Raw genomic sequence first — 15,331 nt, 5'->3', positions numbered from 1 at the left:
AAAGAGACACAAGCATAAGGCTTGGTCTCTTCTGAGCTAACTATTATTGAACTAGCGAACGGTAGAGGGCTAGGTATTCTTGGGTTGGCCCGGTCCAAGAGAAGTCTCGGGTCATGGCCTGTTCTACCAATTGCTTGTGAGCGCCAGGCCGGTTATAGTAGACATCTAGCGCATAGTAGATGGTTTGGAGCATAGTCCAACCGTCGAAACGATTGAAGGAATAACCTGTCCCCTCCCCAGTATATTGGTTATAAGGTTGAACGGTGTCACGCAAGCCCCCTGTCTCATGGACAATTGGCAAGGTCCCATAGCGCATGGCCATAAGTTGTGACAGACCGCAAGGCTCGAAGGCACTTGGCATCAAGAAGAAGTCACAGCTGGCATAGATTTGTTGGGCTAGCCCCAAGTCAAAGGTAATGAGACTCTTCATCTTGTCAGGATAACGTGACTCGAAGTAACGGAAGGAGTGCTCGAATTGCGGCTCCCCAGTCCCTAAGAGGACCACCTGAACCTCTGCCTGCAGTAATTCTTCCATGCGTTCTTCCACTAGCTGGAAGCCCTTCTGGTCGGTCAAGCGAGAGACCATACCAATCATGGCCACATCTGGATTGACTGGCAAGCCTAAGCGTTCTTGCAAGGCCGCCTTGTTAGCTGCCTTACCACTTAAGTCCGAGACATTAAAGTGATGTGGAATGAGTGGATCTGTCTCAGGATTATTGAGGTCATAATCAATACCGTTAATAATCCCACTTAATTTCCATTCGTTGTACTTGAGGACCCCTTCCAGGTTCTCACCAAAGGCTTGGGTGGTAATCTCATGGGCATAGGTTGGACTAACCGTGGTAATACGATCAGAGAAGTTAATGCCACCCTTGAGATAGTTGACCCGGTCATAGTACTTAACCCCATCTTCGGTATAGACATTATAGCCGGTCCCGAAGACTTGGCCCAGGATGACTGGATCATAGATCCCTTGGAAACGTAGGTTGTGAATGGTCAAGACCTTACGGATGTGACGCAAGCGGTCTTTCCAGTGGTAACGGTCCACCAAGAGCACAGGCACCATAGCGGTATGCCAGTCATTACAGTGAATAATGTCTGGAATCCAGTCAATGACTTCCAGCATCTCAATAATAGCCGTTGAGAAGTAGCCGAAGCGTTCGCCATCATCCCATTGGCCATAGAGGGCTGGCCGGTCAAAGTAAGCCAAGTTGTCGATGAAATAATACTTAACCCCGTCCATCTCCAAATACTTAATGCCACAGTAGACATTCCGACCGCCTAATTGGAAGCGGAAATGGGCAATTTCTTGGATTTGGTCCTTGTATTGCTGAGGCGTTTGGGTGTAGTAAGGTAAGACCACCCGAATATCTACGCCCTGCTTAGCTAATTCCTTAGGCAAGGCATAGGCAACGTCGCCTAGCCCACCCGTCTTGAAAAAAGGTGCCGCTTCTGCGGAAGCAAATAAAACTTTCATGGCGACTCCTTTATTCTGCTGGGATGAAGGTATTCTTGCTAATCACGACCACATTGTCAGGTGTCCCAATGACGTGAGCGCCTGGTTCAACGACACAGCCCTTGTCCAGGATGGCGTATTCAACACGTGCCCCATCGCCAATCTTAGTTCCTTGTAGGATGATGGAATCCTTGACATGAGCCCCTTCCGATACATGTACCTTACGGGAAATGAGTGAGCGTTCCACCTTACCTGCTAGGTAAGAACCAGAGGCCACCACGGATGAACGCACATCAGAACTTGGCGCATAGTAGGACGGTACCCCATTCTTGGTCTTAGTCAAGACTGGTTGGCTTGAGTAGAACAAGGAAGTGAAGTTTTGACGGTCTAACATGTCCATATTAGCCTTGTAGTAACGTTGAATGGAGTCAATGTTGGCCATATAGCCTGTATACTTGTATGGGTTGACGGTGTAGTCTAAGAGATAGTGTTGAATCAATTCATCCACTTCCATGTAGACTTCTTCGTCCACCGCCCGGTCAATGATATCATTGAGGGTCTTAACGCTGAGGAAGTACATGCTGAGGGAAGCATCTACCTTCTCTTCTTCCCCTAACTCACCGTACTCAACCAATCCCTTGACTTGGCTGTTGGCATCGAATTTGAGGGCACGAGATTTAGGATTTTGATCGCCTAATTTTTCTTTGTCTAATTGTTTGTAGATAAGGGTAATATCCTTACCTTCAGCCACATGGTGACGGAAGACGCCGCGGATATCCACGTTAGCAATAATCTTAGATCCGGCTACAAAGACATACTCAGCCTTAGCCCGAGACATGAAGACCCGATGGTTGTAGTAGTAATCTTCATAGAGGTTTTCGTGGTGGTGGCGGAGCTTCCAGTTCTGTTGAGAGAAGGTGAAAATCCCACCTGACACTTGAGAATCCAAGTCCCAAGCTGCCCCAGAACGGATGTGGTCATAGATTGAACGACCTGATTCAGCGATGAAGAGGGCTACCGAATCAATTTCCGCATGGCAAATGCTGGATAAGGCGAAGTCAATCACCCGATAACGGTCAGCAAATGGTAAGGCGGCAATGGGCCGGTTTTGGGTCAATGGTTTTAATAATCGATCATCTTCGGTCAAATTGAGAATCGCACATAACTTATTCTTCACCATCATTTTTTGGTCCTCCTACTACTTCAGCATATCCTACAGTGGCAATTTGGTCTGGGGTCCCGATGACACTTGCCCCGTCCGCAATCACAGCTTGTTCACCGATAATGGCATATTCAACGCGACAGCCTTTACCGATTGTGGCACTGGACATGACCACTGAATGGTCAACCTGGCTATCTGGCCCTACCTTAACATCACGGGACAAGAGGGAGTTATCCACTTGACCGGCAATGTAACAGCCATCCACAACTAGCGAGTGCTTAACTTGCGCGTCTTCTGTTAAGAATTGTGGCGGGGTCACAGGGTTGGAGGTATAAATCCGCCAAGTATCCTCACTAATGTTGAGTGGATGTTCTGGGTCCAAGAATTCCATGTTAGCTTCCCAGAGAGATTCGATGGTACCCACGTCTTTCCAGTAGCCTTCAAATGAGTAAGCAAAGCAGTTTTCAGCATTGCTTAGGTAGGCTGGAATAACGTTCTTACCGAAGTCTTCCATCTCGCGGTTCTTAGCTTGGTCTTCCACTAAGTAGCGACGCAAGGTTTCCCAATTGAAGATATAGATCCCCATGGATGCTAGGTTGCTCTTAGGTTGAGCTGGTTTTTCTTCGAACTCGATGATACGACCATTTTGGTCCGTGTTCATAATCCCGAACCTTGAAGCTTCCTTCATCGGCACTGGGATAACCCCAACGGTCAAGCTAGCCTTGTTCTTGATGTGGTCTTCTAACATGGCTGCATAGTCCATCTTGTAGATATGGTCACCTGATAGAATGAGGACATACTTAGGATCTAAGGAATCAATATAGCTGATGTTTTGGTAGATGGCATTGGCTGTCCCCTTGAACCATTTTTCGCCATCTGAGCTAGAGTAAGGTTGGAGGATGGTAGCCCCACCTGAACGGCTAGTTAAGCCCCAGGCTGCCCCTTTTCCAATGTGTTCGTTAAGCTCTAAAGGTTGATACTGGGTTACTACCCCAATATTCTTAATCCCGGAGTTGGCACAGTTACTTAAAGCAAAGTCAATAATGCGGTATTTCCCTCCAAAGGGAACGGCTGGCTTAGCCGTTTGTTTGGTTAAGACACCCAGACGGGTCCCTTGACCACCGGCTAAAATCATCGCGATCATATCTTGTTTCATATACACACATGTGAAACTAGCTGACTATCTCGGCGTAAAGACAGTCAGTTAATTTCATCTCCTTTCTTAGCTTTTATTTAGCGCCGTAAACACGTTTGGGTTTGATATAGAGCACACCCAGACTAGGAACCGTTGTGACAATGGAGTATGGTTGTCCATCATGAGGCACTTCTTCAGTCTTCATGACCGGCAGATTCTCGGTCCACCGTCCGCCAAACTCTTGCATTTGCGAGTTGAGCAAGACTTCGTACTCTCCTTTATAAGGCACCCCAATTCGGTATTCCTGACGTTCAACTGGGATAAAGTTCAAGGCGATGATTAAGAAATCACGCTTGGCCTTACCCTGCCGCATCATGGTTAGGACAGCCTGTTCCACATTGTCAGCATCTAGGACGGTCAGACCTGCTGGCTCAGTATCGTAATAATGCAGGGCCTTGTAGTCCTTACCGATGTGATTGAGGGTCTTCATATAGTGTTGGTACTCGCGGTTGAACTCGAAGCTCAAGTCCTTCCATTCCAACTCGGAGTAGTAGCGCCATTCCAGGTATTGGCCTAGCTCGTTACCCATAAAGTGCAACTTCTTACCAGGCTGGGCCATCATGTAACCATGCAAGAGACGCAAGGTCTCAAACTGGGTTTCGCGGCTGCCAGGAATCTTATCTAAGAGCGACTTCTTACCATGAACCACTTCGTCATGAGAAAATGGCAGGACATAACGTTCATTGTATTGGTACATAAAGACGAAGGTAATTAAACGGAAATTCTGTGGTCGGTAGTAAGGATCGGTCTCGAAGAAACGTAAGGTATCGTTCATCCAGCCCATATTCCATTTGTAGTCAAAGCCCAAGCCCCCTTCTGAAACAGCATGGGTGATGCCCTTCCAGTCGGTACTTTCTTCCGCAATCATAAGGACATGCGGCAGATGATCTTTGATCGTGGTATTAAGTTTTTGGAGGAAGGCCACCCCTTGGCGGTTGTGGTTGCTGCCATCTTCGTTAGGCGTCCAAGGCCCTTGGTCAAAGTCCAAGTAAAGCATGTTGGACACGGCATCCACCCGCAAACCATCTAGGTGACATTCTTTGAGCCAGAACATGGCGTTGGAAATGAGGAAGCTTTGGACTTGGTTCTTACCTAAGTCGAAGTTGAGCGTCCCCCAACCCACGTTGTTGGCACGGTTGACATCTTGATATTCGAAGGTTGGCGTCCCATCATAATAAGCCAAGGCATTGGCATTACGGCAGAAGTGACCTGGTACCCAGTCCATGATGACCCCAATCCCGGCTTGGTGGGCCTGGTTAACGAAGTCCTTGAACTCTTCCAAGGTCCCGTAGCGGCCACAGACAGCATAGTAACCCGTAATCTGGTAGCCCCAAGAAGCATCCAGTGGATGATCCATAAGGGGCATCATTTCAATGTGGGTGTAGCCCATTTCCTTAACATAAGGAATCAGGCTTTCTGCCAATTCTGCAAAGGTGTAGGTGCGGCCGTCAGGATGGCGACGCCAAGAACTCGCGTGCACTTCATAAATGTTGAGAGGCGAATGAACGCTATTCTTACGCCATTGCTGGTTCATCCAGACCTGATCGGACCATTCGAAGTCTTCCAAGCCCCAGACAACCGTAGCGTCCTTAGGCGCAATCTCAAAATTAAAACCAAAGGGATCAATCTTATATTCGATATAACCATTACCATGGTCAATCCCAACCTTGTAACACTGACTCCGTTCGGCTCCTTCAATAATGCCTGCCCAAACGCCAGCTTCAATATGGCTTAGTGGCTCATTCTGCCAGTGATTGAAATCACCTAGAATGTAGACATTGGCTGCATGAGGAGCCCAAATGGCGAAGCGATAACCCGTCACTCCATCTTGGTCCACCTTGTGACAGCCTAAAAATTGGTAGGCTGCTTCATGGTTACCATGGTTGAAATGATAGATGTGTTCCGAAAGTTGCTCTTGTAATGCTGCGACAGTCATGCTATCCCTCCCTTTGTTATTTCATACATTTATTATAGCACTGAAAGCGTTTCATGTAAACGCATACGACTAGACAATTTGATATTTTATTTACCTGAAAATATCGTACAAAATATTACCGTCGACATATTGATGGAAATTAAGTTTGAGTGCCGATAAAATGGTTGGCGCATGATCAATCAATCTGCCCGACTCTACTGCATGTCCGACCTTAACATCTGGCCCGTGGTAAAAGGCCGTTGTCGCATAGTGATTACGCGCTGGATGATAGCCGTGGGTGGCATGTAGGAGCTTGGCATCGGAAGTTGGATTATCCACTGATTCTTGGAAATCACCTGCCAAATCATCTAAGAAATAGTAGCCTTTTTTGGCTTCAATCATGAAGAGGCAGTTAGGGTCCGCCCCGAAGTCAGCGGCTTCTTGAGCTGTGTAAACTGTCTCAATCATGGGCATCATGGGCCGTAAAGTGTCTAAAATTTCTTTGACCGTAATCTTAGCGCCCGGCTTGCGATAGATATAGGCACAACCATCCGCGCCCTTGCAATAAACTTGCCAAGACTTGATGGTGCCGTCACGCCCCAGCGTTTGCCAACCCGATTGGCGACTGAGTAGGTGGTTAGGTCGCACCACGGTATGGGTGTTAAGTTGGTAGTGGTCCCCCACCAAGACGAAGAGGCAGTCTTCCCACTGGCCCATATCTTCTAAGACTTGAATAATACGCCCCAAGCGACCATCGAAGTCGATAATAGCCTGCTTAGCTTGTTCCGAATTAACTCCGTAGTAGTGGCGCATGCTATCCAGCTGCAAGAAGTGCGCCGTCACGAAATCGGGATTGTAATCACGAATGGTATCTAGCAAGACTCCTTCTAGGAAATAATCCAGAGCCGGTTGTTGAATGCCGTCCCGTTTGTGACCATGGCGGGCCTCCATTTTGAGCAAGAAAGGAATGCTGGAAGCAGCTAGTGACACCATTGCCTGATTCTGCCAAGGGCGGTTGGGAATAATTTCTGCTAAATTATAGTCGATGGACTTGTTGCGCCCCATGACCGGCCAGAGTAAGGAAGCCGTCTTATAGCCAGCCCGCTTGAAGACATCATAGAGGGTTTCCCCTTGGACTTCCTTGGCATACCAGTGCCAGTCAGGACTATGGCGCTCTGGCTGAATCTTAGTATTGTTGACAATTTGGTGATGCAGAGGCAACAAGCCTGTCATAATACTGGTGTGGGCCACATAGGTCAGTGAAGGATAGGTCGATTGGACCTTCTTAACCCAAGTCCCCTTATCTAAGAGACGTTTAAAGTTAGGTAATTTACTCGCAAAGGCAACATCCTCATAGCCAAATGCGTCAAAAGAGATTAAATATACTTTTCGTTTTGCCATATAACCAGCTCCAGTTCCTAGTCTTTCGATTATCCTGTGCCTAGTCTAAATTTTACTCAATTTTATCAGACTTTCCTAGCTTTTTCCACAAAAAGTCATAAGTTCCACCATCATTTTTGCGTAATCATTCGTCTTTTTTATGAAAAAGCTAAGCTGCACTCATTCTTATTATACACCCAAACAAGAAAAAATACTCTAGAGCATCTGATTTTAAGCAAGAAACTTTAGGCCACTTTAGCAAGCAAAATACCCTGACTTCACTTAAGAGAAGTCAGGGTATTTTGCTTAAAATCTGGACCTACAAGTCATAGTGAATGGCCTCTCTGTAGGTCTCATAAATCTGACGGTTCTTGTCATCCCCGCCATCCAAATTAGCTGAGTAAAAGATAGGGACAGGACTCAATCCTGATTGGGCTAAGTTCCGACTCACTTCTACTACTAGATGGTTAAGAATGCAGGCGCCAATCACCGTTGAACTAGGTCCTACCGGCTGCTCGATACCCGGAAGCTGACAAGCCCCATCGCCAATATGGCCGTGATTATCTAGGACTAAGTCTGCCACATCACACAAGCGTTGGCCACTGGGATGACGGCTCTTTGTTGCTAGGGAATAGGTGAGGTTGGTCAAAGCCATGACATAGACGCCCTTTTCTTTGGCGGCTAGGGCTAAGTCCACAGCAACCGGATTTCGTCCCGAGACCGAATGGACGATTAGAAGATCACCCGCCTTAAAGGGTGTTTTCTTGGCCAATAGCTGGCCATAGCCCACTAGGCGCTCCATTCGGCTAGTCGCACTAATCGGTCGTGTATCGAGCATTAGCTCCCTCCCAAAGATGGGGTTGATCGATACTAAGCCACCTGCTCGGTAGAACAATTCTTCAGCCAAGATCCCGGCATGGCTAGCACCAAAGACGAAAATCGCTTGTTTCTTCTTAATTGCCTCTGACAAAATCTCTACCGCCTGGGCCAGACTCGTAGCCTCCTGCTCCTCGACCTGGCTTAGAATCTCCCTAATTCTTTGGAAATAGGCAAACACTTTCTAAGCACCTCCAAAGAGCATCCCCAGTAACTTACCAATAATAGACATAACGGATAGGTCGTTCCCACCAAAGACGAACAACCAGTTTTGAATGGTGGTAGACATCATGGTACCAGAAATGGCCACCAAGATAACCATGACCGCGGCAGCGACAGCAGTCCCAATGATGGCCCCGCGCAGACCACCCTGCCCTTCAGCAATGACGGCCGCCCCACCACATTCAAAGAAACTGGTGATGACTAGCGGTACTAACAAGACCCCGAAGACATTAGTCGCGTTCACAATCAGAATCATAGCAGTAGAACTAATCATAGCGATAATAAAACCGATTAAGACAGCATTTGGCCGGTAGTTGAATAAGATTGGTACGTCAAAAGCCATTTTGGCACCAGGCACCACTTTTTCTGCAATCCCTTGGAAGGCTGGCATAATTTGGTTAATCAATAAGCGAACCCCATAGAGTAAGACCAAAAGCCCACCGGCAAACTCTAAGGAAGATTGAATGGAGTAGCTAATCAGGTTGTTCTTAGCTGGCACTAGGCTTGGGATAAAGCAACCCACGATCAGGTTCATGACTAACATGACCAAGCCACCGGTGATGGAAATTTCGCGGAAGAAGGAGAGACCAGCAGGGAGATCAAGATCTTCCGTTGATTTCTTTTTGTCCCCTACCACACGGGCTACACTCCCTGCAATGATACAGAGGATACCCGTTGGGTGCCCGATTAAGAAGGAATCATCCCCTGTGGCATCCCAGACAAAGCGACGTATAATCCATGGGCCCAATGACCAGTAAAGTGCGGATAAGACGGCCCCCACAATGATTAACATAGTACCTGACACCTTGGCTTCCACCAGACCGGCCACAATAACGAATGGGAACCACCAGAGCATGTTACCTGTTAAGAAAATGGTCTTAATCGGTGTGAATCTGGCAATAGCAAGGTGCAGCGCCAGCGCTACGAACATAGTGACACCCACTGTCCCACCATATTCAGCTGTAAAAGTAGCATCAGACAAGCCTTCTGACACACTGACCCCTAGGCTAGTTTGAACAGCCGTATTGATTGGCGCAATAGAACCCAACAACATGTTGACCCCTGTCGACAAGATAACCATCCCGAAGGCAGCTGTCAAACTCCCCTTGATAACATCAGAGATAGGCTTGTGTTGAACCAAAAGCCCGAACATGGCGATTAAGCCAAGTAATACAGGGGGATTTCGTAATATGTTATCCGTAATAATATCCATGGTTATTCTCCTTTAGATGCTAGGTAGCGTTTAAATTGTTCCCTTACTTCATTGACATCCATGTATTTCTTAATTGGATAGATAGGAGCTTTAATGGTTTTTTCTAATTCTTGTTGTAATTCAAAACTGGTGAAGTAAACATCCGCTAGCGTCGCTTTTGCTGTTGATAAGTCAGTATTTTCGACCTCCGCATCAATTCCCAGTTCTTTGACTACTTTTTCGACGGTCATTCTTAAGACCAAGGAGCTCCCGACACCAAATCCACATACTGCTAGAATTTTCATTTGACTTCCTCCTTTAATCTGTCTTTGATTTGTGCTAATTGCCCTGACTTAATTAATTGGAATTTGTCCTCATCCATGAACACGGTCATGAGTTCCTGCAAGAGAGCCAGATGACTGGTGTTATCGACGGCCGCTAGAACTAAGAAGACCTTAGCTGGCTTGCCACAGACGTCGACCGCTTGCTTAACGATTAATAAGGACACTCCGATTTGCTTCACCCCTTCCCCTGGTCTTGCATGCATTAAGGCAAATTCGTCTCCGATGACCATATAAGGACCGTTTTGAATGACTGAATCCATCATGGCGGTCACATAGTCCTCGCTAATATTGCCCTTTAGCAGGAGTGGCTGTGCCGCCAACCTAAGGGCTGACTGCCAATCCTCTACCCGCTCTACCACTTGGGCATTCTCTAGTAGTTCATTCACACATTCCATAGTCGTTCTCCAATTGTTTTAGTAACCAAGGTTTATTGCGGACACCTTCCACAATAAAGTACATGACATCCCCTACCTTTGAGGTTTCTTCTTTTGCTACCAAAAGCAAGACCACTACATCCACCTTGTCGTAACCCCAGGCAATAGGCTTGTCTAAGAGTAAGACCGAAATATTGCTAGTCTCGACTAATTGGGGATTAGCGTGAGGGATCGCGATCCCCTTATCCAGATAGGTGGATTGTTGAGCTTCTCTTTCTAGTATGGAGGCCAGCACTTGCGTCTTCTTAGCCTCCTTCAAGTCCTTCTGCTGATCTAACAAGAAGCTGAGCGCCTCTTCTTGCGTCTTGAAATTCCCCTTATAGATGCCATTAATCAGTCCCCTACCATGATTCATCATTTGGTACTGGTTGAGCGTGGACTGCCGGGCCACTACTTCGGCATAGGCCGTCATTATTTGCCGCATGTCGTCTTCCGTACATAAGGGGCTAATGGTAATCACTGGGCGTTTAAGGCCTTCAATAGGAACCGTCGAGATAATGAAGGAAATATCTTCTACCTCTAATTTCTCCAGTTGCTTCAAGGACACAATCTGTATGTCGTGCAAGTTTGGCAAGAGCCTTTGAATCTTGGCATTAATATAGGTGCTTACACCAATTCCATTAGGAGAGACAATCACCACCTTTTTCTGGATAAATTTGCGCTCAATGGCCGCCTGGATATGCAAGACTAGAAAGCCAATCTCGTCATCAGCTATAAGTGGACATGTAGCTGGCAAGCCATAGCGACTGCCCTCATTGGTTAGGAGGTACTTGACATCTTGAAAGAGGGCATAATAGTTACTTTTAATATCAGCTAGAAGCGGATTGACCAGGCTAATCTTAGCTTGAAGACGAGTAAAGAGCTGATTCATATGAATCCCGATGTCTTCCAGCAACTTATGGTCATCCAGCAAATCCAAATTAATAATGAGCGACACATCTTGAATAAGCGCACGAATTTGATTTTTTAGATCTTCTTGAATCTGACCCGCTTCCTGAGAAAAGCCACTCCCTAACAAAATGGTCACTAGGTAAACTAACTCGCTAGCACTAAAAACCAGGTTGCAGACTGCTTCTAGCCGGCTAATCAGATCCCACAAACGAGGGTAATAACGTGTAGGCTCCAAGTAATTAGTATCTAACAATTGAATGTGATGGCCTGCCTTGGCCCGACCGATTAGGAGACAAATGGTCGTGCTGATTTGGGCCATATTGTCGCCCGGAATGGGCTGCTGTAAAGAGTCGCTGTATTCCTGTAGTAACAAGATAATCTGATTATATAAAGCGCTGTCAAAACCTTCTAAATAAAATGGCTGATGCTGACTAATCATGAGACGCTTCAAAATCTGCTGGGCCTGAATCTCGCTACCACTAAAGAAGGTACCTGAATTATTAAAGGACAAACTTGCGCCATCCTTTTGGAAAAAATGTTTAATGAGGTTGAAGTCATTGGACAAGCTGCTACGCGAGACAAAATATTGATCCGAAAGTTTTTGGTAACTTAAGGTCTCATAATCTAGTAAACGTAACATAATCTCCTGGCGCCGCAACCTATTATCATTAGCTATCATGTTCATTTATCTCACCCTCACACTTATAGCGTATCAGAAATTCTATCGACTAGGTATACCAAAAAAGCGAAGTGATTTGTAAGTAAAAAGCTGAACACCTCTAAATATAATATAACATAGTAAGAGACCAAACCCAAGCTAGCCATAGGCTTTGAAAAACTCCTATTATCTTGTCTAAAAACGTTTCCTTTTCTGCCCTTTTAGTGTAAAATAGAAAGACACAAGAAAAGTAGGTGACTTTACATGACAACATATAGCAAAGAAAGCTTGATTGAACGGGCTCGCCAACTCCTGTCCAAGGCTTATGTGCCCTATTCTCATTTTCCGGTTGGGGCGGTCCTTTTAATGGATGATGGTCAAATTATTGAAGGGGTCAATGTCGAGAATGTTTCCTTCGGCGCTACCAACTGCGCGGAGCGGACTGCTATCTTCACGGCTGTCACCCAAGGTTATGGTCCTAAATCCATCCAGGCCATTGCCGTTGCCGGAGATACAGATGATTTCTTACCGCCTTGCTGCATTTGCCGCCAGGTCCTAGTGGAATTCTGCCGGCCTGATGTACCCGTCTATCTGACCCGTCGCGACGGCCAAATTTACGAGACCACGGTCAGCCAAATCGTTCCGCTCGCTTTTGAGTCCTTAAAAATGTAAACTATAACTACCAATACTTAGGAGGTATCCCATGGCACAAACTTTACTCCATGCCTGCATCCGCGTCCAAGACTTGGAAGCAACCCTTAAATTCTATACTCAACTCTTCGACTTCACCGTTAGCCGTGAGAGTCGCTATCCTGATCATGGCTTCGACTTGGTTTACTTAACGGTTCCAGGTAGTGACTTCGAATTGGAATTGACCTATAACTACGACCACGGTCCATATACAGTCGGCGATGGCTTCAGCCACTTGGCCTTGGGCGTTGATGACTTGGAAGCTGTTCATGAACGTTGCTTGGCTTCAGGCTATGCTACTACTGAAATGAAGGGCTTGCCTGGCAAACCACCACGCTACTTCTTCGTGACAGACCCAGATGGCTACCGTTTGGAAGTTATGCGTAACAACTAATAGAGTAAGTGAGGCTAGGACTTGTCCTGGCCTTTTTCTTTGGGACTAGGCCTTGCGCTAGCCTCTCCCCTATGTTATACTTAGAGCTCGATGAGCCGATGTGCAACCTGGTAGGTTGCCATCGTCAGCCTATCATAGGTCTCCTTAAGAGGCCGCACCCGGATGGTGGATAGGAAGGTCCCTGCTGTGAACAGTGACCTTGGCTAGCTAAGCTAGTTCTGACACCCAAAAGACCGCAGCCTAGGCCTAGCCTAAACTGCGGTCTTTTTTTATTTTAACTCATAGTGAAGGAACTCATACAGCAACACATAGTCTCCTTGACAGGAGTCAAAGGTCTCCTGCCGTACATAATCATCACCCACACGATTGAGGTAGGTCTTGCCGTCTGGCCCAAGCTCAATTTGACCATCCGCAAACTGCCACGCTTGGCCGCCCATCTCCTGCGGCGCCCAGTGGCCCTGCCTCCTTTGGTGGTCTGCCTTGATAAAATTGTCCTGACTTAAGCTGGGGTCTGCCTGAGCCGCCACTTCTTTTAAGGCTGCTAGGTCACTTTGCCAGTCCCTCTCCATCGGACCTGGCTCATAGACCGCCAAGGCTTGCCAGGCTTTTTTATCTAAGCCGGCCGCTAACTGGGGTGATAGATCCAGTCGTACCCGGACCAAAATTCTTTCCCCTTTGTGGGGGCCTTGCGTCAAATCAACCAGGTAATGCGCCCCATCAATTTGACGCATAGCACCCGGCTCACTTAGACCCAAGACCTGACCCAGGAGGAAGGGTACTTGGTCTTGAATTTGCACCAGCAAGCCGTTGGCTTGCTCTTCTCTGTCACGTCTAAGTTGGGATTTGACCATAGACCATTGAATATTGGCCTGATAGTAACGACTGACTTCATGTAAATGGGCAGCGTGGCCAGCCAAAAGCCACAGGACGCCCATTAGGGTCAGCTGACTAATCAGCATGAAGGCTAGCACCAAGGGAAAGGTAAAGCCCCTAGGGCCCACTTTCATCTTGCCTTGGCCTGAGCCAAAAGTAAGTTTGGTAGACTTGTCCATTGGTGAAGCTCACCTCCACTCGCAAACTCTCTCCAGATTGTGCCAGCCGCCACTCCGCCACTTGATAGAGATAGGGCTGGTAGCCAGCTTGCTTATAGAGGCGTTGCTTGTTCAAAACAATGCGATAAGTCTTCTTGTCATCTTGCCTGTCCACCAGGTCCAGATAGTCCAGACCTACTTGCTGGACTTGAAAGTGATTGAGCTCGGCCTCGAAGACCATGACGAAGTTTTGCCACTCTAGGCCATGGTCGGTCTCGGCAGCCTTAATCCAACGCTGGTAAGACTGCAGGGTTAGGACGGCCGCCTCAAAGAGCAGGGCCAAAATTAAGAGGCTAAAGAGACATTCCACTAAGGTAAAGCCTTGCCTAGTCCGTCGCTTGAACATGGTAATGACTCCCCCGCTCAAACTCAATCCAACAGTCTTGGTCCTGACAAGCAAAATCAACCATTTGGGGATGGGCTTGTCTGGCCTGGATTAGCCAGTCTTGGTCTTGTCGCATCCACCCTTCCACCATCAAGGCAAAGAGCCGCCACTCCTGACTAGCCACTTGACTCTCCTCAAGTCGCTGGTAAGCCTGATGCAGGGCTGGAAGGTAGAGGGCCATCATGGCCCCCAAGAGGAGGAAGCCCACCAAAGCTTCCAGGGCAACTTGTCCCCTAGTCCCCTTAGAATTGCGTTGACCACTAATCCATTTCAAAGCGTCCACTCCCCAACTGAAAACGAATATGGTGCCTTTGGCCTGTCACCCGATTGACCAAGGTCACGGTCTTGAATTTCTCGGTGCGTCCATCACCAAAATAATGAAATTGCAAGAAAGTAACCAGCTGCCAATCTGGGGGCAAGGCATAGACTTGTCGTGCCTGGGCCTGGCCCAAGGGCTCAATCAGCACTTGATTGCCACCCGTCTCAAAGACCACCCGATAGGTCTGGTGGCGACTAATGGCCTGGGTCTGGCTGACCAGTAAGGCCTGGGCTAATTGGTCGCAGAATAGACGGCAGCGCCATTCTGCCAGAAAATTGCCCATGGGCAGACTGGAAAAGCACCACAAGACGAGGCTAAGAATGACCATGACCAAGAGCGACTCCCAGAGGCTAAAGCCAGCCTGGCGAGCTGGTCGACTCGGTATCATGGTTGAGGAATATTAATTGGCAGGGTAATGGTCGTATTCTCATCTAACTGCAAGAGCTTCTTGGCTTCCTCTACCTGCTTATCAGTCAAGTAGCCAGCAGTCTTAAGTTCTTTGACTGTTACCTCGCTATCATTTTCTGCCAATTTATAGGTATTGACCTGGGTTTCGATGATTTGCGCCATATTCTGACGCGCTTGCTTTTCAATTCTTTCCTTCTGACCGGCCACGTTTGGAATAATAATGGCCATGAGAAGGGCTACGATAATAAGGACGATCAACATTTCGATCAACGTGAAGGCATTCTTCCGCCGATCCTTCAGCACCCTTGCTTTCATGTTA

General features: G+C 47.4%; 17 protein-coding genes. 2 read left to right on the top strand and 15 right to left on the bottom strand.

The window, feature by feature from the left end; all coding sequences use genetic code 11:
- Positions 1–43: 43 nt before the first annotated feature.
- The 10 genes from glgA to Q0339_RS00525 form a co-directional block, all read right to left on the bottom strand.
- Positions 44–1,477 carry a glycogen synthase GlgA gene (glgA, locus tag Q0339_RS00570; protein ID WP_298076830.1) on the bottom strand — a complete coding sequence of 478 codons (1,434 nt, stop codon included), beginning with the start codon at positions 1,475–1,477 and terminating at the stop codon, positions 44–46.
- 10 nt (positions 1,478–1,487) lie between these two features.
- Positions 1,488–2,639 (bottom strand): glucose-1-phosphate adenylyltransferase subunit GlgD, encoded by a 1,152-nt coding sequence (glgD, locus tag Q0339_RS00565; protein WP_298076829.1) that lies wholly within the window; start codon positions 2,637–2,639, stop codon positions 1,488–1,490.
- Entirely contained in the window at positions 2,623–3,774 is a 1,152-nt protein-coding gene (locus tag Q0339_RS00560; RefSeq protein WP_298076828.1) for a glucose-1-phosphate adenylyltransferase, read from the bottom strand. Before Q0339_RS00560 ends, glgD begins: the two co-directional genes overlap by 17 nt.
- A 73-nt stretch (positions 3,775–3,847) precedes the next feature.
- On the bottom strand, positions 3,848–5,749 hold the full coding sequence (gene glgB, locus Q0339_RS00555; RefSeq protein WP_298076827.1) for a 1,4-alpha-glucan branching protein GlgB: 1,902 nt from the start codon (positions 5,747–5,749) through the stop codon (positions 3,848–3,850).
- A 90-nt stretch (positions 5,750–5,839) separates the two neighbouring features.
- A complete protein-coding gene (locus Q0339_RS00550; RefSeq protein ID WP_298076826.1) occupies positions 5,840–7,129 on the bottom strand; it encodes an ectonucleotide pyrophosphatase/phosphodiesterase in 1,290 nt (429 codons plus the stop codon).
- A 298-nt stretch (positions 7,130–7,427) separates the two neighbouring features.
- Complete coding sequence (locus Q0339_RS00545) at positions 7,428–8,165, bottom strand: SIS domain-containing protein (protein WP_298076825.1); 738 nt, start codon at positions 8,163–8,165, stop codon at positions 7,428–7,430.
- Between the two features lie 3 nt (positions 8,166–8,168).
- A complete protein-coding gene (locus Q0339_RS00540) occupies positions 8,169–9,419 on the bottom strand; it encodes a PTS ascorbate transporter subunit IIC (RefSeq protein ID WP_298076824.1) in 1,251 nt (416 codons plus the stop codon).
- Between the two features lie 2 nt (positions 9,420–9,421).
- Positions 9,422–9,703 (bottom strand): PTS sugar transporter subunit IIB, encoded by a 282-nt coding sequence (locus Q0339_RS00535; protein WP_298076823.1) that lies wholly within the window; start codon positions 9,701–9,703, stop codon positions 9,422–9,424.
- Positions 9,700–10,137, bottom strand: coding sequence for a PTS sugar transporter subunit IIA (locus tag Q0339_RS00530; RefSeq protein ID WP_291431850.1), 438 nt, complete (start codon positions 10,135–10,137; stop codon positions 9,700–9,702). The genes Q0339_RS00535 and Q0339_RS00530 overlap by 4 nt, the downstream gene beginning before the upstream one ends.
- Positions 10,121–11,707 carry a PTS sugar transporter subunit IIA gene (locus Q0339_RS00525; protein ID WP_298076821.1) on the bottom strand — a complete coding sequence of 529 codons (1,587 nt, stop codon included), beginning with the start codon at positions 11,705–11,707 and terminating at the stop codon, positions 10,121–10,123. Before Q0339_RS00525 ends, Q0339_RS00530 begins: the two co-directional genes overlap by 17 nt.
- A gap of 282 nt (positions 11,708–11,989) precedes the next feature.
- Between Q0339_RS00525 and Q0339_RS00520 the strand changes: the two genes are divergently transcribed.
- Complete coding sequence (locus Q0339_RS00520) at positions 11,990–12,397, top strand: cytidine deaminase (RefSeq protein WP_298076820.1); 408 nt, start codon at positions 11,990–11,992, stop codon at positions 12,395–12,397.
- A gap of 31 nt (positions 12,398–12,428) precedes the next feature.
- Entirely contained in the window at positions 12,429–12,809 is a 381-nt protein-coding gene (locus Q0339_RS00515; RefSeq protein ID WP_070756148.1) for a VOC family protein, read from the top strand.
- A 269-nt stretch (positions 12,810–13,078) separates the two neighbouring features.
- Here Q0339_RS00515 and Q0339_RS00510 read toward each other — a convergent pair whose 3' ends face one another.
- Genes Q0339_RS00510 through comGC form a run of 5 tightly spaced genes read right to left on the bottom strand, consistent with a single transcriptional unit; the run spans position 13,079 to position 15,327 of the window.
- Positions 13,079–13,861: a hypothetical protein gene (locus tag Q0339_RS00510; RefSeq protein WP_298076819.1), complete on the bottom strand. Its 783-nt coding sequence runs from the start codon at positions 13,859–13,861 to the stop codon at positions 13,079–13,081.
- A complete protein-coding gene (gene comGF / locus Q0339_RS00505; protein WP_298076818.1) occupies positions 13,800–14,246 on the bottom strand; it encodes a competence type IV pilus minor pilin ComGF in 447 nt (148 codons plus the stop codon). Before comGF ends, Q0339_RS00510 begins: the two co-directional genes overlap by 62 nt.
- Positions 14,227–14,559 (bottom strand): hypothetical protein, encoded by a 333-nt coding sequence (locus Q0339_RS00500; protein WP_298076817.1) that lies wholly within the window; start codon positions 14,557–14,559, stop codon positions 14,227–14,229. The genes comGF and Q0339_RS00500 overlap by 20 nt, the downstream gene beginning before the upstream one ends.
- On the bottom strand, positions 14,546–14,992 hold the full coding sequence (gene comGD / locus Q0339_RS00495; RefSeq protein WP_298076816.1) for a competence type IV pilus minor pilin ComGD: 447 nt from the start codon (positions 14,990–14,992) through the stop codon (positions 14,546–14,548). The genes Q0339_RS00500 and comGD overlap by 14 nt, the downstream gene beginning before the upstream one ends.
- Positions 14,989–15,327, bottom strand: a complete 339-nt coding sequence (gene comGC / locus Q0339_RS00490) for a competence type IV pilus major pilin ComGC (protein WP_268445766.1) — start codon at positions 15,325–15,327, stop codon at positions 14,989–14,991. Before comGC ends, comGD begins: the two co-directional genes overlap by 4 nt.
- Between the last annotated feature and the right edge of the window lie 4 nt (positions 15,328–15,331).

This window comes from uncultured Abiotrophia sp. (assembly GCF_938010525.1).
GTDB lineage: Bacteria > Bacillota > Bacilli > Lactobacillales > Aerococcaceae > Abiotrophia.
The sequence above is the reverse complement of the archived record's forward strand: the minus strand, read 5'-3'. Positions and strand labels throughout refer to the sequence as shown.